Here is an 18,700-nt window from a genome sequence, read left to right as displayed (position 1 = left end):
GCCCGTTGTAGGGCACCACGGTGAAGTCCTTCAACGACACCCAACCCGACCGCGGCTGCGCCAACGCACCCGTCGACGACCACCGGTACGACGACGGCAGATTGCACGTGCCACCCGGAGGCGGCGTGGTCGGCGCCGGCGTGGTGGGGTTGCCGCCGCCACCGTCCACCCGGACGAGCTGCCACTGCTGGTTGGCGCCGTTCCAGTCGTCGTACTGAACGATGTTTCCGCCGTCGGCGGTCGAGGCGCCCTGCACCTCCACCACCTTGTTGCTGTTGCGGTTGATCAGGCGAACGTAGCCGCTGTCGGAGTCGGCCAGCCGGAACTGCTGGTTGGTCCCGTTGGTGTCGGACCACTGCACGATGCTTCCGCCGTTGGCGGTCGACCAGTTGTAGACGTCGAGCACCTTGCCGGACAGCCGTGACTTCAGCCGGTAGTAGCCGCCGCCGGAGTCGACGAACTGCCACTGCTGCTGGTTGCCGTTGTTGCGCGTCCACTGGGTGATCCGCGCGCCGTCGTTGGTGGCCAGGTTGTAGACGTCGAGCGCCTTGCCGCTGTTGCGGTTGACCAGGACGTACCAGGCGCTCGTGTCGACGCTCGCGGCGGCGGCGGGCGCGGACACGACCGCCACGGCGCCGGCGCCCACGAGTAGCGCTGCCGCGCCTGTCGCGACGACGCGTGGCAGCCATCCGCGCCGTCGTGGCGGCGACACCGTCGATGGGGACCTACCGAAAGCAAACATGTTCCTCCCTCAGATCAGACATGTTGTGAGCGCTAACAATCCGTCGAAGCGCACTGATCCCACACCCGGCCTGCCACGCGGCCAGCCGCGCCCGCCCGGTGACTCGCCCGAGCCGTCGCCCTATGCCATCGACTGTGAGCGATAACACGCCGTTCGTCAAGTCGTAACAGTCGATGGATGACGGGCGCGTGACGCAGTGGGGCCATGTCAGCTTCTCGACCCAGCACTATCGCCGCCCTCGGCGCGGCCCGACAGTGCACACGGCTGGAGGGGTGGTGGGGGAGTTGGGGCAGCCGACGGACGAATCCGTCATGATCCGGGACTGGTTCAGCGTGCCGCGGGTGTCCGCCGAGGACCGGGCCGCGGTCTTCGGCGTACGCACCCAGGATCCACGGGTGGAGTTCGTCGCGCTGACGATCCGGTACTGGACGGACGCGCACGCCACGCGCTCGATGACCCGCGATCGGGTGCTGGCCGCGATGACCGGCCGCATCACCCCGGACAACGTCTGGGACCTGGTCTCGATGCTCGCGCGACTGCGGCTGGCCGAGGCGTTCTTCGACCTGGCCGCCTCCGACGTCGACTCCGACGGCGCGTTCCGCCGCTACCTGCTCGGCCTCGATCCCGCGCTGCTCGACGCGATGCGGCACTACGCGGCCTGGAACGGGATCAACCCGAAGCTGTTCCTGGACGGCTTCGCCGTCGGCGTCGGGGAGTCCGTCGCGACAGTGGTGGTCGACCTCGGCAAGCTCGTGCAGCTGATCGGACGTCTCCAGCAGGAGCAGTTCACCACGCTCATCGTGCTCACAGTCGACCCCCGCGCCGGTGTCCAGCGCCTCGCCGACCAGGCCACAGTCGTACGCCAGGCGCTGGCCGGCATCGTCGCCGCGCTGGACCCGACGACGGTTCCGGAACGGCTGCTGGCGCTGTGGCGCGGCTGGGCCGCCCAGTTCGCCCGGCACCTGGACGACCTCGACCCGTTCGCCGCCGGCCGCCTGCTCGGCCGCGTCGCCGGCGACCTCTATCAGGTGCTCACCGGTCTGGTGCATCTCGCCCGGCTGCTCGGCGGCGTCGCGGTCCGCGCCGCCGTCCGGTACGTGCCGCTGCTGCTCGCGGGTGCCCGGGAGGCGCGTTTGCTGACCGCCCAGACGGCCGCGCTGCTGGTGGCGATCGGCCGGGCGGCGATCCTCGCCGCGCCCCAGGTCGGCCTCGCGATGCTGCGGACGCTCTTCCCCCCGAAGGTGCTCGACGCGCTGTTCCGGCAGGGCCGGGTGCTGCTCGCCGACGCCGAACTCACACTGACCCTGTTCAACCAGGCGGCGCACGCCGAGGCGTTCGCCGGCGCCGGGGCGGGCACCCGGCTGGGCGCGCTGGTGAGCCTCGACGGCCGGCCCGTGCTGATGGCGAGCATGTCGGAGACCGTGTCGTCGGCCGGCCGTGCCGCGACCCGCGCCGAACTGAACGAGGCGCTCGACGAGATCATCAAGCGGGTCGAGGACCTGCGCGAGCTGAAACCACCGAAGACACCCCGGGACATCCGGGCCGCCGTCGTACGCGCCGCCATCGCCCGGCAACTGGAGCAGCGGCTGACCACCGCGTTCAACAGGGCGCTCCAGACCGTCGCGTACGAGGAGTTCCGTGCGCTGCGCAAGGCCGGGCAGGCGCAGCCGTGGCGGCTCGGTCAGCAGGTGCACCGGCGGATGGCCGCCGAGGTCGCGCAGCTCGTCGGCCGGTCACCCGGCCTGGAGCCGTTCGCGGAGAAGTCGCTGGCGACGGTGGTCGAGGCGGTCCGCGCGGCCCACCCGGAGCTGGCGCCCGCGCTGCGCGGCTCCGAGACGGTGCTGCGGCAGACGGTCGCCCAGATGCTGCTCGGTCACCCGGACCGGGACCTGCTGCTGCGCCTCGTCGGGTTCACCGGCAACCCGGCCGCGACCGGCGCGGAGAAGGCGCTCGCCACCCACCTAGCCGAACGGTTCCGGTGGAAGGCGTCCACCACGGTCGGCGACCTCCGCTCCGACCTGCTGCTCGTCGACCCCGAGGCGGCCCGCGTCACGAACGTCGACTGGACGTCCTCGACGAAGCTGGAGCGCTTCGAGAAGACCTGGGGAACCGTCGCCGACGACCTCGGGGAGACGTTCGACGGGCGCTGGGAGGCGATCGCGGAGGCGTACCAGCGCGCCGCGAAGGGCGGTGTGCCGGCCGAGGTCGTCGCCGGGCTCGACGAGCTGACCGCGCACGCCGTACGCGAGACGGTCGTCCGCCAGGCCGCCCTCAGCCAGTTGTTCCCCGGGTTCTTCGTCACCTCGCACGAGATGACGTACCGGGGCCTGCAAACCCTGTTCAACCTGCCGCTGTAGAGGAGCACCGATGGGCAGAGTCGTCGTCGCCGACGCCGATCCGGCGACGCTTGGTTTCAGCACCGCGCATTCCGACCGGTACGTCTACTCCAACTACTTCGTACCGGTCCGGCTCACCTTCGGCGGTGGCGAGACGCCCATCCTGCCGTTCTACGTCAAGCAGGCGCTGATCGAGGCGATCCGCTACGGCGGGCTCGACGGCGACCGGCTGCCGCACCTGCTCAAGGAACTCGGCCTCTACGACCTGTGGAAGGCCAACGACATGGACGCCGCCACCGAGGCGCTGCCCGGCGCGGACTCGGGCATGTCGTACCGGGAGCCGCCGGCGCGGCGCCAGACGCTGCTCGGCGACCAGCAGGCGGAGTTCCTCGCCGGCCTGCTCCAGTCCGACGTGGGCATCGCGTTCCTCGACCGCACCCGGATCCGGCCGGTGGGTTTCGCGCTCGGCGAGCACGTGTACGCGCTGGCGCTCGCCCCCGGTGAGGAGGCGGTGCTGGAGCAGCGCACCTACACCAAGCGCGAGCTGACCCTGGAGGAGCAGAACGAGTCGGAACAGCAGACCGACGTCGAGCTGACCAGCGCGCTCACCACCGAACTCCAGGAGGGCTTCGAGCGGCAGAAGTCGCTCACCGACACCTGGGGGCTCAACGCGAGCCACACCGGCCAGTACACCAGCCCGACCGGCATCTGGGGCACCTTCAACGCCAGCCACACGATCGGCTTCGCCACCAGCGTCACCTCGGCGAGCCAGGAGACGAGCCGCCGCGCGGTCAAGGACAGCCGGACCGCCACCTCGAAGGTCGCGGCGCGCTACCGCACCCAGCACAGGACCGACTTCAAGCTGGTCAGCGAGACCGGTACGGAGTCCTCCTCGAAGCGCACCGTCCGCAACCCGAACCGGGCCACGCCGATCACGCTGCACTACTTCAAGGTGCTGCAACGGCTGGAGCTGGCCCACGAGCGGTACGGGGCACGGGTCTGCTGGGCCCCCACGATCAAGGATCCGGCGTTCGCCTTCGCCCAGAAGATCATCGACGGGCGGAAGCGGATCCGCGACAACGCGAGCGCCGCGCTGCCCCCGATGCCGGTGAAGCCCGAGCGCCCGCCGCGTGGCGAGCCCGCAGCGGTGGAGACGCGCGTCGTGTACTCCCCCGTGGTCACGCTCGACAAGTGGGGACTCACCGGTGACATGAGCGCCGACTACGACGTCGACGTCGCGTTCGACGCCGGCTGGGAGTGGGACGGCGACATCGACACGATCCGGCAGAACCTCACGCTGATCACCCGCCGCCCGCCCGAGGCGATCGCCGCCCGGGTGGTGGGCGTGCCGGTGGTCACCGAGGCGGACGGCCGGCCGGTGCTGCGCGTACGCGTGCACGTCGGCGCCAGGAGCTGGCTGGCCGGTCCGGGCGCCGACGTACAGCTCGCCGCCGGGTTCCGGCGTACCCCGACGGTGGTGGACCAGACCGCCGACGACGCGGCGTACAACGCGCTCGTCGCGGGCTACCTGACCGATCTCCAGGAGTGGCAGGACCGGCGCGACGAGGCACTGGCGGCGGCGGAGACGGCCGGGGACGAGTTCGAGGCGCGGTTGCGGGCCGGCTTCTCGCCGGTGAACGAGATGGTCTCGCAGATCGTGGAGGCACACTTCCCGGCCAGCGTGCGGGACGAGGCGTGGGAGATCGACTTCTGGCACCGCGTCTTCGACTGGGAGCGCGCGTCGTTCGTGGCGTACCCGGGCTGGTGGTCCGGCGGCGACGCCCGCGCCCCGGAGCGCGACCCCGGCGACTTCGTCAACGCGAGTTGGGCGAAGCTCTACCTGCCCGTGCGGGCCGGCATGGAGCTGATCGCGCTGCGGTGGATCTTCGGCAAGGTGGTGGCGACCAGCCTGGCGCCGCAGGTGGAGCACGAGCTGGCGGCGTTCGTGGACGAGCTGACGACGTACCGGACCGGCCACCTCGGCACCGGCGACGAGATGCCCGAGCTGACCACCGAGTGCCAGGACGTGCCGGAGCGGGTGTACTGCCTGGCGAAGTGGACCGAGTTGATGCCCACCGACGGCACCCACCTGGAGGTGGTGCAGGGGGCCACGACAGCGGCCGACGCGGTGACCGCCAAGGAGATCAGCGACGCGGAGGCGTTGCGGGCGGCGCTGCTCGACGGCGAGGTGCAGACCAACCGGCTCCGGACCAGGGCGTACGACCAGATGACCGAGCCGGCCGACGTCGGCATCCACCTCGGCACGGCCTCCGGGAGCGGCCCGGTCGTCTGAGCCGCTCGTCCACCCCGATCCCTCGTCTGACCAGGGGATCGGGGTGGACGATTTCTGGCAGAGTCTGAACTTTCGATTCGTGGCCTAGATGGTCAAAAAGGCGCATAATTGATCCCTTACGGTCGCTCCCCGAGCGACGACGACGCCGGCCGGCGAACCGTCCAAAAAGAACCGTCTCCCCACCGGTGGGTCGATGGTGCTGGATCCCCCAGAGGCACTAGGTTGGCCGTCGCCGCTGTGCTCGGCCGGCGTACACGAACCTAAGGAAGACTCATGACAACCGCACCCTTGCGCCAGGATGAGCCCCCGGTCTCGCTGGGCAGGGTCCGCGCGGAGCCGCTCGACCGGCTCTCCGCCGCGGACATCTCCCCCATCGTGCGCCGGGTGATGGCGGCTCACCTCGATCAGACCCGGATCCCGGCGGCGAAGTTCTCGTCGTTCATCTGATCCGCGATGGCCCCGGGGCCCGCCCGCGCGGCGCTCACCGAGTTCGTCCTCAAGGTGCACGCCAGGTGTGACCTGGCGTGCGACCACTGCTACGTCTACGAACACGCCGACCAGAGCTGGCGCCGCCGCCCGGTACGGATGACGCCGGAGGTGCTCCGGGCAGCGGCCGGGCGGATCGCCGAACACGCCGCGGCCCACGACCTGCCGGACGTCACTGTCATCCTGCACGGCGGGGAACCGCTGCTGCTCGGTGCCGAGCGGCTGGGCGAGGTGCTCGCGGACCTCCGGCGTGTCATCGACCCGGTCACCCGGCTCCGGCTCGGCATGCAGACCAACGGCGTACTGCTCTCCGAGCGGCTCTGCGACCTGCTCGCCGAACACGGCGTCGCGGTCGGCGTATCGCTCGACGGCGACCGCGCCGCCAACGACAGGCACCGGCGCTTCCGGTCCGGGGCCGGCAGCTACGACCAGGTGCTGCGCGCGCTCGCCCTGCTGCGCCGCCCGGCGTACCGGCGGATCTACTCCGGCCTGCTGTGCACTGTGGACGTACGCAACGACCCGATCGCGGTGTACGAGTCGCTGCTCGCCCAGGAACCTCCGCGGATCGACTTCCTGCTGCCGCACGCCACCTGGGACGACCCGCCGTGGCGGCCGGCGAGCGACGGCACCGCGTACGCGGACTGGCTGCGTGCCGTCTACGACCGCTGGCGGGCCGACGGCCGGCCGGTCTCCGTCCGCCTCTTCGACTCGCTGCTGTCCACCGCCGCGGGCGGGCCCAGCGGCACCGAGTGGCTCGGCCTCGACCCGGTCGACCTGGCGGTGATCGAGACGGACGGCGAGTGGGAACAGGCGGACTCGCTCAAGACCGCGTACGACGGCGCGCCGGCCACCGGCATGACCGTCTTCTCGCACCCGGCCGACGACGTGGCGGCCGACCCGCTCCTGGCCCGCCGCCGCTCCGGCCGGGCCGGGCTCATCGACGAGTGCCGGCGGTGCCCGGTGGTCGACCAGTGCGGCGGCGGACTCTTCGCCCACCGGTACGGCGCCGGGCACTTCGACCATCCGAGTGTCTACTGCGCCGATCTGAAAGAGCTGATCGTGCACGTGAACGAGAACCCACCAGCACCCGTCCGGCTCGACGCCGGCCTGCCCGACGACTTCATCGACCGCCTCGCGGCGCCGACCGGCGACCGGGTCGCCATCGGCCGGCTCGTGGAGGCGCAAATCGCCATCGTCCGCGCGCTGCTCGCCGAGGTGGCCGACCGCCTGCCGGCCGGCGGGGCCGGAGCCGACGGATGGGCCGCGCTGACCGCCCTGGACCGGAGCGCGCCGGAATCCGTGGCCCGGATCGCGGCCCATCCGTACGTGCGGGCGTGGGCTGTCGACTGCCTCGCCGGCACCGGCACCGGCGCCCGGCAGGGGCCGGACTACCTGAGCGCGATCGCCGCCGCCGCCGCGCTCCACGCCGGCACCCCGGTACGCCTCGACGTGCCGGTGCGATCCGGCCGCCTGCACCTGCCGACAGTGGGCACCGTCCTGCTGCCCGAGGTGGGCGACGGTGCCGCACGGGTCGAGACCGGCCCAGGTTCGCTGCGGCTGACCGCCGGGGACGTGACAGTGGCGATCCACACCGGAGAGCCCGGGGACGCGCCCCGATGGTGGCCCACCCGCATGCTCGCCGCGCCGGACGTGAGCGTCCTGCTGGAGGACGGCGACCCGCACCGCGACTGCCACCGGCTGCCCGCCGGTGACCGGCTCGACGACACCGGCGCCGCGCGCTGGGCCGAGACGTTCGCGTCGGCGTGGCAGGTGATCCGGGACGAGGTGCCGGGCCACGCCGAGGAGCTGCGCGCCGGGCTGCGGGCCGTGGTGCCGCTGCGACGCAGCGGCGCCGGTGTCAGCGAGGCGTCGACCGCGCGGCAGGCGTTCGGCGGTGTCGCGGCCACGGAGACCGACGCCGGTTCGCTGGCGGTGCTGCTCGTGCACGAGTTCCAGCACAGCAAGATGAACGCCCTGCTGGACATCTGTGACCTGGTCGACGGCACCCGGCCGATCGACATCACGGTGGGCTGGCGGCCCGATCCCCGGCCCGCGGAGGCCGTCCTGCACGGCATCTACGCGCACGCGGCGGTGGCCGACATCTGGCGGATCCGGGCCGACCGCCAGGTCGACGGCGCGCAGGCGGTCTACCGGCGGTACCGCGACTGGACCGCCGAGGCGATCGGCGCGCTGCAACGGGCGGACGCGCTCACCCCGGCGGGCTCGCGGCTGGTCCGGCAGGTCTCCCGTTCGATGTCCGGGTGGCCGTCGTGACCGTCGCCCGGACCGTGTACCGGACCGGCACGCTCGCCGCCGACCTGCGCGCGCTCGGGCTCGGCCCCGGCGACGTGGTGCTCGTGCACTGTTCCCTGCGCGCGCTCGGGTCGGTCGACGGTGGGCCGGGCGCCCTGGCCGCGGCGTTGCGGGCCGCCGTCGGTCCGTCCGGCACCGTCGTGGTCCCGGCGCAGACCCCGGACAACTCGGTGAGCAGCGCCGCGTACCGCGCCGCGACCGCCGGGCTGACCGACGAGGAACGCCTGGCGTACGAGGAACGGATGCCCGGCTTCGACCCGGCCGTCACACCGTCGTTCGGGGTCGGCGCGTTCGCCGAGTACGTACGCCGGCTGCCCGGCGCGGTCCGCAGCCGGCACCCGCAGACGTCGTTCAGCGCGTGGGGCCCCCGGGCGGAGGAACTGATGCGCGTCCACGACCTGGACTCCCACCTCGGGGAGCGGTCCCCGCTGGCCGCCCTGGAGGCGGCCGGCGCGTGGACGCTGCTGCTCGGTGTCGGTTATGCGACATGCACCGCGCTGCACCTCGCCGAGTACCGGCTGCGCCGCCCGCCGCAGCGGCGTCCGTACCGCTGCTACGTGGTGCGCGACGGCCGCCGGGAACGGCTCGACTTCGAGGCGCCGCACCTCGACGCTGCCCTGTTCAGCGAGATCGGCGCGGAACTGGACCGGGCGGCGTTCACCCGGCACGGGACGGTCGGCGACGCCCCGGCCCGGCTGCTGCCGATATCCGGCGCGGTACGCACCGCCGTCGCCTGGATGGACGCCCACATCGGACGGTGAAGGCCTGGTAACCCGAGCGCAACCTCTCTACCCTGATCGATAGACGCCGTATCGTGTCGACCGGGGAGCAGCGCGTGATCATTGGCGGTTGGGGGTCAGGCGCACTTCCCGTGGAACGGTCGTGTCGCCGTGACCTCTGAGCGGCCCGCGCTGCCGGGCCCGCCCTATTTCTTCCTCAGCTACGTCCCCCCGCCGACGCACAACGACCGCACCCCGGGCGACCACTGGGTCCGCCGCTTCTACCACGATCTCAACCTGGCGATCGACGGCCGGCCCGGCGACCGGTTACGCCGGCAGGGTTTCGCCGACTTCATGGTGCGGCCGCCGGACGACCGGACGGAACGAAAACGCACCGCACTGGCCGAGGCCGAGGTGTTCGTGCCGCTGTACTCACCGGACTACCTCAACCGGGACGACTCGCGCCGGGAGCGGGAGTGGTTCCGGCAACGGCTGCTCCGGGCCGGCCGCCCGCCCGACGGCGACAACATCCTGCCGGTCCTGTGGATCCCGTCGCCCGCCGCCGTGCACGCGCCGGACCAGGCCCGGGCGGTGGCGATGGCCGCCGACGTGGACGCGTACGCCGCGAACGGCATGAGCGCGCTCTGCCGGCTCCAGAAGTTCCAGCACGCCTACAAGGAGGTGCTGGGCCGGCTCGCCCAGCACATCGTCGACACCGCCGAGCAGACGCCGCTGCAACCGGCCGAGCCGCCGACCGGCCCGACCGATCTGCCGTCGTCCCCGACCAGCGAGGTGCCGTTCCGGGCGGTGGTGATCGCGCCCGAGGAACCGGCGGAGGCGGGCCGGCTCAACGGGCGGTCCGACACGCACGCCGGCCGGTGGCGCCCGTTCCGCGACCGGCCGCCGGTGGTCGACGACGTGACCGACGCGGTGCAGCGGTTGCGGATGCCGATCGACGTCCGCGACTTCATACCGGACGCCGGGCTGTTCCGGGGCTGCCCGGGCGTACTCATGATCGATCCTCGGGTGGTCGAGACGCCGGACGGTGCGGAGGCCGTCCGCGCGGCCGTCGCCTCGCTGCACCGCTGGGTGGGCGTCGTGGTGATCATCGAGGACTCGGCACCCGGCCGCCGCTCCCACGCGGCGGTGCTGCTCGACCAGGCCATCGCGATCTTCCCGGCCGCGGCACGCCCGCTGGCGATCACCACGTACGACGACTGGCGGGCCGGGATCCACGGCCTGGTCGACCGGATGCGCCGCCGCTACCTGGAGGCGAGACCGGCCTACCCGCCGCCGGGACGGCCGATCAGCAAACCCCGGCTCTGGGAGAACCCGCCGCCCGACGAGGGAGTGGACACATGACCCGACGCGAGGGACAGGTCGTCACCTTCTACTCCTACAAGGGCGGCACCGGCCGGACGATGGCGCTGGCGAACGTCGCCTGGATCCTCGCCGCCAACGGCAAGCGGGTGCTCGCCGTCGACTGGGACCTGGAGTCCCCCGGCCTGTCGCGCTTCTTCGCGCCGTTCATCGACCGGGACGCGCTGGAGAGCACCGGCGGGGTGATCGACCTGATCCGGGAGTACGAGTGGGCGACCACCACCAAGCAGGACAAGGGCGACGACCGCTGGCACGAGCAGTACGCCCGCGTGCACAAGTACTCGTTCTCGCTGAACTGGTCCAACTTCCCCGGTGACGGGACGCTCGACTTCCTCGGCGCCGGCCAGCAGAACAACGACTACGCCGGCGCGCTCGCCGGGATGAACTGGGACGAGTTCTACGAGCGGCAGGGCGGCGGCTACTTCTTCGACGCGCTGCGCGCCGACATGAAGCGCAACTACGACTACGTGCTGATCGACAGCCGTACCGGGTTCTCCGACGTCGCCGACATCTGCACCATCCAACTCCCGGACGTGCTGGTCACCTGCTTCACCCTCAGCGAACAGGGCATCACCGGCGCGGCCAAGGTGGCCCGGCTGGTCGAGCACCGCTACGGGTCGCGGCGGATCCGGGTGCTGCCCGTGCCGATGCGGATCGACCCGGCGGAGAAGGTCAAGGCGGACACCGGGCGGGCCGTGGCGCGGCAGCGCTTCAGCGGTCTGCCGAGCGGGATGAGCGAGGCCGACCGGGACCGGTACTGGGCCCGGATGCAGGTGCCCTACCAGGCGTTCTACGCGTACGAGGAACTGCTCGCCACGTTCGCCGACCAGCCCGGCGTCAACGGGTCGCTGCTGTCCGCGTACGAGGTGCTGGCCCGGGAGATCACCCGGGGCGAGGTGGAGTCGCTGCCGCCGATGAGTAGCGCGGTACGCGAGCGGGTCAACGCCCGGTTCACCCGCACCTCCAACTCGGTGGAGAACGAGATCCTGCTCCGGCACGCCCCGTACGACCGGGTGTGGGCGGAGTGGATCGGGCACCTGCTGGTCTCGGCCGACGTCCGGGTGACCGACCCGTGGTTCGCCGAGGACGAGACGCCCCGGACGGCCCGGGAGCTGATCATCGTCTCCGAGTCCAACGCCACCGAGGAGGCGGTGCTCGCCGCGCCGGACCGCTCGCCCGACCAGGTGCCGCTCGTGGTCTACGTCGCGGACGTGCGACGCCTGGCGAACGTGCCCGCCGCGCACACGGTCTCGGTGGCCGGCCTGGAGGCCCGGACCGCCGCCGCGCGGATCCTGCGCCTGGTCGGCCGCGAGGGGGTGCCGGCCGACCTGGAACTGCCGACCGGACCCCGCTTCCCCGGCCGCGACAACACGGTGTTCGAGGTGCCGGGCCGCAACAAGCGCTTCACCGGCCGGGAGGCTGACCTGCGCGAGCTGCGGACGCTGCTGCGCAGCAGCCCGAAGGTGGTGCTCTCCGGCACCGGTCCGGTGGCGTTGCAGGGCATGGGCGGCATCGGCAAGAGCCAGCTCGCGCTGGAGTACGCCCACCGCTACCGCGCCGCGTACGACATGGTGTGGTGGATCGACGCCGACCAGGTGCCGTTCATCGAGTCGGCGATCGGTGACCTCGCGCCCTACCTGGGCGTACCCTCGTCGGAATCGAACCGGGAGAACGCCCGGCTGGTGCTCCAGGCGCTGCGCCGCACCGACCTCCGCTGGTTGCTGATCATGGACAACGCGGACGAGATCGAGGGCGTCCTGCCGTACGTGCCGGACGGCAAGGGCCACGTCCTGATCACGTCCCGGAACCTCCAGTGGGTCGAGCGGGCCACCACCGTCCAGGTGGACGTGTTCAAGCGCGCGGAGAGCATCCAGCACCTCACCGAGCGGGTGCCGACCATGCGCGTCGACCAGGCCGACCGGATCGCCGCCCTGCTCGGTGACCTGCCGATCGCGGTGACCGCAGCCGCGGCATGGCTCGCCGACACCGGCCACTCGGTCGACAGCTACCTCAACGAGATCGCGAAGTTCGGTCCGGGCGCGGTGATGGAGCCGAACAGCAACGTCTCCGTGGAGGCCACCTGGGAGCTGTCCCTCAACCACCTGCGGACCCGCAACCCGGCCGCCTACCGGGTGCTGCAACTCTGCTCGGTGTTCGCGCCGGAGATCTCCGCCGACCTGGTCTACAGCGACGAGTTCGCCGAGGCGCTGGTGCCGTTCCACCCGCAGGCGAAGGAACGGCTGGTCCGCCAGCAGCTGGTGCAGCAGGCCAACCGGCTCGCCCTGGTCCGCGTCGACCTGCGGGCCGAGAACCCGTCCGGCAGCGAACGGGGCCGGGGCGGCCTGGTGCTCATGCACCGGCTGCTCCAGCACGCCGTCCGGTCCCGGATGACGGAGGTGGAACTCGACGAGGCCCGCCAGCAGGTCCACCTGGTGCTCGCCGCCGCCCGCCCCGAGGGCGAGGTCGACGACCCCGACGGGTGGCCCCGGTTCCGGGTCATCTGGCCGCACCTGGAGGCGTCGAAGGCGCCGCTGAGCCGCAGGGTGGAGGTGCGGGCGCTGATGATCGACCGGGTCCGCTACCTCCAGTTGCGCGGCGACCTGGAGACCGGCCGGCGGCTCGGGCAGGAGGTCGCGCAGACCTGGGAGCAGATGCTGGCGGAGGAGACCGACCCGCGGGCGCGCGACGACCTGCGCCGGCAGTTGCTGCACCTCCAGTTCAACCTCGCCAACATCCTCGCCTTCCTCGGGCAGTTCACCGAGTCCCGGGCGCTGGACGAGGAGGTGCTGGGGGCCCAGCGGGAGCTGCTCGGCGAGGACCACCCGCACACGTTGATGACCGCCGGAGGACTCGCCCGCGACCTGCGCGGCATGGGCATGTACAACGAGGCGCTGCGCCTGGACGAGATCACGTTCAACGCGTGGAAGCGGAACTTCACCGAGGAACATCCGCGTACCCTCGCCGCGCTCAACAACCTCGCCAGCACCCAGCGCCTGATGGGCGACTTCCGGGAGGCGCGAAAGAACGACGAGATGGTGCTGGCCGGGCGCCGCGCGATCCTCGGGGAGAACCACCCGGACACGCTCGCCTCCTCCACGTACGTCGGCATCGACATGCGCGACGCGGGCGACTTCGAACAGTCGGTCACCCGCCTGCGCAGCGTCCACCGGGACCTGCTGCACACGGCCGGGCCGGAACACCTCATCACCCTGCGGACGCAGACGAACCTGGCGGTGTCGCTGCGCGCGGCCGGGCACGCGGTCGAGGCGGGCAAGCTCCTCGAAGCCGCCTACGAGCTGCTGAACGAGCGGTTCGGGCCGGACAACCCGGAGACGCTGACCTGCCGGCTGAGCCTGTCGATCAACCTGCTCACCGTCGACCTGTTCCAGCGCGCCAGCCGGGAACTCACCGAGGTGCACCGCGTCTACCAGCGCAACCTCGGCCCGATGCACCCGCTGACCCTGGTCTGCATGGTCAACCTCGCCATGGTGGCCCGTCGCGCCGGAGACTTCGCCGAGGCCCGGCAGCTCGCCGGCCGGTCCGCCGACGCGCTCGCCGGGGTGCTGGGCAGCGGGCACCCGTACCCGCTCTCCGGCTGGATGAACCAGGGCATCTGCATCGCCGAACAGCCCGACCCGCCGGAGGGCCGGGAGGCCGCGGACCTGGAGGCGCTGAACCTGCTGCGGCGCGCCCACGACGGGCTGGTCCGGATCCTCGGCCGCGACCACACCAACACGCTGCGCTGCCGGGCGAACCTGGTGGTGATGCAGGAGCGGGTGGAGAGCGGCCGGCGGGCGGAGCTGGAGGCGGTCACCCGCGAGCTGACCTACCGGCTGGGCGAGAACCACCCGGCCGTCGAGGCCGTCCGGGAGAGCCGGTTGCAGCGGCGCATCATCGACCCGCATCCGATCTGACAGCGGCGCGCTCCACCGGGTCGGCCAGCCAGGCGAGGATCTCCGGCAGCACCTCCACCGCGCCGAAGTGCGCGCTGCGCGGCTGCACGTGCAGTTGCGCGCCGGGGATCTGCTCGGCCAGCCAGCGGGTGTGGCTGGCCGGGGCGAAGTTGTCGTCGGCGCCGTGCCACAGCCGGACCGGCATCCGGATGTCCGTGAGCGTGATGCCCCAGTCGGCGCGCAGCGCGAGGACGTCGTCGATCCAGCCGTGCGGCCCCTGGCGCAGCGCCTCGGCGTAGGCGTCGGTCAACTGCCTGCGGATCGGCACGCCGGCCACCACCCGGCGGTCGGCCTCGGTCATCTGCTCGACCAGCAGCGCGAGCAGCGAGCCCGGGTCGTCCATCGTCCGCTCGGCCCGCAGCCGCAGCTGCTCGGCCAGCACCGGAACGTCGCGCTCGGCGGCGCCGTAGTCACGCACGTTGGCGTCGGTCATGCCGCCGAACCAGTCCAGCCCGGCCGCTCCGGCCGGGGCGAGACCGACCAGGACGGCGGTCCGCCGTACCCGATCGGGCAACAGCGCGGCGCAGGCCAGCGCGTGCGGGCCGCCGCCGGAGCGCCCCACCACCGAGAACCCGTCCAGGCCCAGGTCGTCAGCGATGGCCGCGACGTCCGCGGCGGCGTCGGCGACCCGGCGGCCGGGCAGCCGGCTGGAACCGCCGTAACCCGGCCGGTCGTACGAGATCAGCCGTACGCCCAGCCGGTGCAGCACGATGGACCGTGGTCGTGGACCGTTGCGGCTGCCGGGTGTGCCGTGCATCAGGAAGACCGGCCAGCCGCGTTCCGCCCCGGCGATTTCGACCGCCAGGTTCCTCCTTCCCGTTCGGACGATGTGCTCTCGGTGCCGGGGCGTGTGTGCCAATCGGGGCCTCCGAACGGGTGGTGGCGGTAACGGGTGGCGTGGTCAGACCGCCTCGGCGGCCGGGATCTGGTCGGACGGGTCGGACGCTGCGAGGACGCGCAGCGTGTCGAGCGCGGACGCCAGCGAGACCTCGGCCGGTAGCCGGTCGTAGGCCCGCAGGTAGTCCAGGAGCAGCCGGCACAGACTCGCCTCGTCGAGGAACTCGTCCGGCAGCCGGTGCGCGAGCAGGGCGTTCATCGTCCTCGGCGGGATCTTCGGCCAGGCCAGTTCGGCGTACTCGCTCAACGCCATCAGCAGCCACAGCGCGGTGCGGTTGTCGACCCGGGCGGCGGCGAACTGCTCGGCCATCTCGGCCGACACCACGCCGTCCTCCAGCGGCAGCTCCGCGAGCCGGTCCTCGATGTCCGCGAGCACCCGGCGGACCCGGGGCACGTACCGCTGCGGCAGCCGGTGGAGCCCGTGCCGCAGGATCAGCGCGTGCAGCACCGCGTGGTCGTCGGTCGTGCCGAGCGAGTCGACCAGTTCCGGGAACTCGTCGATCAGGTACGGGCACGAGATGATCAGCTCGGGCGGCGCGGTCGGCGAGTCGGGCAGGCGGCTCAGCGCCACCCGGGTCAGCCCGCACACCACCTCGCGGGGCAACTGCGCGCCGTCCTCGGCGAGGCACTCCAGCAGGACCGTGGCGCTCGTGCTGGACACCGCCTCCGGTGACTCGACGGCACGCGCCCACAGCCGCCGGTAGCTGCGCTCGTCGTACAGGATGAGCTGGTGCAGGGACGGCACCGGCCAGCGGCGGGTGGCCAGCGACACCAGGTCGGCGTGGAACCGGCCGGCCTCGAAGCTGTCCGGCTGCTGGCCGCGCCACGTCCGCGCGCCCGCCTGCAACTGGCCGTAGGTGGTGATGTCGCCGAGCAGCCGCGCCTCCTCGGCGGCCACGTTCACCGTCTCCCCCCGGCGTTCGCGCCACCGCTCGGCGATGATCCGGCCGTCGGCGTCCCGGCCGAGCCAACTGATCATCGCGAGCTGGCCCTTCTCGTCCAGCCCTGCCCGCCACAGCCGGACCGTCGACACCCAGGTCGCCTCGTCCATCAGGTCGGTGTGGCGTACACCGTCCGGTGACACCAGCGCGGCGAGCGCGACCAGGTTCGCGGTGTACGCCGCCAGCAGCCGCACCGGGTCGTACGGCGCGGGCCGGTAGCCGTCCACGCCGGCCAGGTTGGTCCGCTGCCGGGCCTCGGCCAGCAGGCCGGCGATGGTCTCCACGATCCCGTTCCGCTCCTCCGGGTGGCGGGAACTGAGCTCACGGGCGAAGCCGACCACTGCCTCCCGCTTCACCAGCGGCTGGTGGGAGAGCAGCGCGCGGAACTGGCCGGTGTCCAGTTGATAGCCGAAGCCGGCCGGGCTGCGGGTGTGCCGGCGCAGCTCGGCCAGGCTCCGCAGCGCCCCGATGACGTACTCGGCGATCAGGAAGTCGCCGATCGTGGTGTGCAGGAACTCGTACGTGCGCCGGGCGTCCTCGCCCTGCACGTCGTCCGGGCCATACACCACGAAGAACGCGGCGGTGACCAGTTGTTCCGGGCCAAGCACGTCGCCGAGTTCGAAGCGGGAGCCGTCTCCGGACCCGGAGCCGAAGCAGCCCAGGTCGAGGCGGAGCGCGGCCCGGTTCACCAGCTCCCGGTTGCGGTTGAACATGGCGAACGCGGTGATCGCCAGGTCGCGCCGGAGCTGGTGCTCGCGGGCCTCCCGCTCGTGGGGCGGAAGGGCGGTCGGCGCCTTCTCGCTCACCTGTCGCCTGATGAACGCGGTGAGCAGGCCGGTGAAGAGGTCGGACCGGGAGATGGTGACGCCGGGACGGCGGTCGGCCCAGTGCTCGTTGTAGTAGATCGCCAGCAGCGTGAGCAGCAGCGGCTGGCGGGCCAGCTCGCCGTGCGACAACAGTTCCCTCGCGGACAGCCGGCGGTAGCCGGGCCGGTCCTCGTTCGCCGCGTTGACGGCGGCCAGCCACGCCGTCACCTGGGCGTCGGTCAGGTCCTCCAGCCGGACCAGCACAGTGCCCTGCGGCACGCTGGCGCGGTCCATCACCAGGATCCGGGACGTGATGATCGGGATGACCGAGTAGCCCAGGTCCCACTGGGCCTCCTGGAACTCGGCCACCCGGTCGATGTACTGCGAGTGGGCCGTGCCGGTCACCTGCACGAGTTCGTCGAACCCGTCGAAGATCACCACGACCGTGGTGTGCTGGGTGGCCCGGCGCAGGTCCGCCCAGCGGATGCGCTCGTCCATCATCTGCTCGATCGCCGCCTCGATCTGCTCGGTCGGCGACGAGTCACCGGACATTCGCCGCAGCGGCACCACTATCGCGGTGAACCGGCTCGCCGGCAGCCGGGCCGCGATCACCCGGGTCAGCAACGTCTTGCCGGCGCCCGGCTGGCCGAGGAGCAGCAGCGGACGGTGCAGGCTCGCCGGGTCGGTCAGGTACTCGGAGAGGAACCCGACGAGGTCGCCCCGGCGCGGCTGGTCCTCCCACCAGCGCTCCCGCTCCGGTGATGTGTGCTTGCCGTACTCGGCGGCCCGGAAGTCGGGGCTGATGAAGCCGCTGTCCACGTTCGGCAGCCGCAGGTGGAAGTCGACGTCCTTGATCCGCAGCAGCGGCTGCCGGAACACCGCCGCGAGCGAGCCGGTGAGCCGGTCGAGTGATTCGCGGAGCAGGTCGGGCCGGTCGGCGGCCACCGGGCCGGACAGCTCGGCGAGGTTGCGGTAGAGCTGCGCCAGCGCGTCCAGCCGGGCCGAGACCTCGGTGGTGAGTTTCCGGTTGTCGATCAGGTTGTGCTCGATCGCCTGCCGGATCATCCGGAACCCGAACTCGGGGAGGTCCGCGGCGAGCCGGTCGAAGCGGTCCTCGTAGTGCCACATGGCCCGGCCCACCACGCGGGAGCGCATCGACGTCAGGTCGAGTCCGCGCCGCACCGACGGCCAGGCGGCGAGACCCTCGCAGAACGCGATGGTGGCGTCGTAGAGCTTGACGTAGGCGGCCTCGACGTCCCGCCGGGTGTCGTCCATGCCGTGCACCGAGGAGGGCAGCGGGAAGTAGCCTCCGTCGATCTCCTGCGGGAGCGTGTGGTGCCGCCGCTCGGCCGGCACCATGCCGGCCTTCTCCTCGTCGGTCAGTTCCAGCCTGTCGAAACCCGGCCCGACCTCGTCGCGGAAACCGTCGAAGAACGCCGAGAGCGCCAGCACGGTATGGCTGGCCTCCAGCAGTTCGTAATACGACTTCCCGCCGGTTGTCCGGATGCGGCCGGCCTGGTTTCCGGTGGCGTCCCGGACGAGCTGCATGAGCGCGTTCTTCGGGCCGAGCAGAGCGAGCGCCGCACCCTGGGTGAGCGCCCCGGCACCGAGGATTCCCGCGCTGACGACCTTGTCGGTCTGGGTGATGCGCGTGCTGCCCGGGGCCAGCAGTCGTAACGCATCTCGATAGCTGAGGCTCGAACGGCGCGGCATGCCGCCCCTTTCGCCGCTGACGGCCGGATCTCTTACAAGGATAGAAACTCCAGTGACGGAAAGCTATCTATCCCTCACTTTTCGATGTCGATCCCGTCCAGGCCTCCGGGGCGGTCCACCG

The 18,700-nt window shown here is 72.0% G+C and carries 10 protein-coding genes; 7 read left to right on the top strand and 3 right to left on the bottom strand.

Annotated elements, in window-relative coordinates:
• On the bottom strand, positions 1–742 hold a 742-nt coding region (locus F8279_RS02870), incomplete at its 3' end, for a non-reducing end alpha-L-arabinofuranosidase family hydrolase (protein WP_192580607.1).
• A 311-nt stretch (positions 743–1,053) separates the two neighbouring features.
• Here F8279_RS02870 and F8279_RS02865 point away from each other — a divergent pair.
• The 7 genes from F8279_RS02865 to fxsT all read left to right on the top strand — a co-directional run bounded on the left by F8279_RS02865 (position 1,054) and on the right by fxsT (position 14,183).
• Complete coding sequence (locus F8279_RS02865) at positions 1,054–3,099, top strand: hypothetical protein (protein ID WP_225853095.1); 2,046 nt, start codon at positions 1,054–1,056, stop codon at positions 3,097–3,099.
• Positions 3,100–3,109: 10 nt separating this feature from the next.
• Positions 3,110–5,371 (top strand): hypothetical protein, encoded by a 2,262-nt coding sequence (locus F8279_RS02860; protein ID WP_091413219.1) that lies wholly within the window; start codon positions 3,110–3,112, stop codon positions 5,369–5,371.
• A gap of 273 nt (positions 5,372–5,644) precedes the next feature.
• Positions 5,645–5,818, top strand: coding sequence for a hypothetical protein (locus F8279_RS30160; protein ID WP_013289092.1), 174 nt, complete (start codon positions 5,645–5,647; stop codon positions 5,816–5,818).
• A 6-nt stretch (positions 5,819–5,824) separates the two neighbouring features.
• Complete coding sequence (locus F8279_RS02855; protein ID WP_091413220.1) at positions 5,825–8,131, top strand: FxsB family cyclophane-forming radical SAM/SPASM peptide maturase; 2,307 nt, start codon at positions 5,825–5,827, stop codon at positions 8,129–8,131.
• Positions 8,119–8,931, top strand: a complete 813-nt coding sequence (locus F8279_RS02850; RefSeq protein ID WP_225853094.1) for an aminoglycoside N(3)-acetyltransferase — start codon at positions 8,119–8,121, stop codon at positions 8,929–8,931. Before F8279_RS02855 ends, F8279_RS02850 begins: the two co-directional genes overlap by 13 nt.
• A gap of 129 nt (positions 8,932–9,060) precedes the next feature.
• Positions 9,061–10,251, top strand: coding sequence for a TIR-like protein FxsC (locus F8279_RS02845; protein WP_151498976.1), 1,191 nt, complete (start codon positions 9,061–9,063; stop codon positions 10,249–10,251).
• Positions 10,248–14,183: an FxSxx-COOH system tetratricopeptide repeat protein gene (gene fxsT, locus F8279_RS02840; protein ID WP_151498975.1), complete on the top strand. Its 3,936-nt coding sequence runs from the start codon at positions 10,248–10,250 to the stop codon at positions 14,181–14,183. The genes F8279_RS02845 and fxsT overlap by 4 nt, the downstream gene beginning before the upstream one ends.
• On the opposite strand, the gene F8279_RS02835 is transcribed toward fxsT, so the two are convergent.
• Both F8279_RS02835 and F8279_RS02830 read right to left on the bottom strand, forming a co-directional pair.
• The gene (locus tag F8279_RS02835; protein ID WP_151498974.1) at positions 14,161–15,081 is read right to left on the bottom strand and encodes an alpha/beta fold hydrolase; all 921 of its coding nucleotides are present in this window, start codon (positions 15,079–15,081) and stop codon (positions 14,161–14,163) included. The genes fxsT and F8279_RS02835 overlap by 23 nt on opposite strands.
• Positions 15,082–15,123: 42 nt before the next feature.
• Complete coding sequence (locus tag F8279_RS02830; protein WP_151498973.1) at positions 15,124–18,579, bottom strand: NACHT domain-containing NTPase; 3,456 nt, start codon at positions 18,577–18,579, stop codon at positions 15,124–15,126.
• Positions 18,580–18,700: the final 121 nt, after the last annotated feature.

Origin of the sequence: Micromonospora sp. AMSO1212t (assembly GCF_008868145.1) — a bacterium.
GTDB classification, from domain to species: domain Bacteria; phylum Actinomycetota; class Actinomycetes; order Mycobacteriales; family Micromonosporaceae; genus Micromonospora; species Micromonospora tulbaghiae.
The sequence above is the reverse complement of the archived record's forward strand: the minus strand, read 5'-3'. Positions and strand labels throughout refer to the sequence as shown.

Excerpts from the sequence above, each read along its gene's own strand:
- F8279_RS02865 (WP_225853095.1), top strand. The coding sequence starts at position 1,054 with ATGATCCGGGACTGGTTCAGCGTGCCGCGGGTGTCCGCCGAGGACCGG.
- F8279_RS02860 (WP_091413219.1), top strand. The coding sequence starts at position 3,110 with ATGGGCAGAGTCGTCGTCGCCGACGCCGATCCGGCGACGCTTGGTTTC.
- F8279_RS30160 (WP_013289092.1), top strand. The coding sequence starts at position 5,645 with ATGACAACCGCACCCTTGCGCCAGGATGAGCCCCCGGTCTCGCTGGGC.
- F8279_RS02855 (WP_091413220.1), top strand. The coding sequence starts at position 5,825 with ATGGCCCCGGGGCCCGCCCGCGCGGCGCTCACCGAGTTCGTCCTCAAG.
- fxsT (WP_151498975.1), top strand. The coding sequence starts at position 10,248 with ATGACCCGACGCGAGGGACAGGTCGTCACCTTCTACTCCTACAAGGGC.
- F8279_RS02830 (WP_151498973.1), bottom strand. The coding sequence starts at position 18,579 with ATGCCGCGCCGTTCGAGCCTCAGCTATCGAGATGCGTTACGACTGCTG.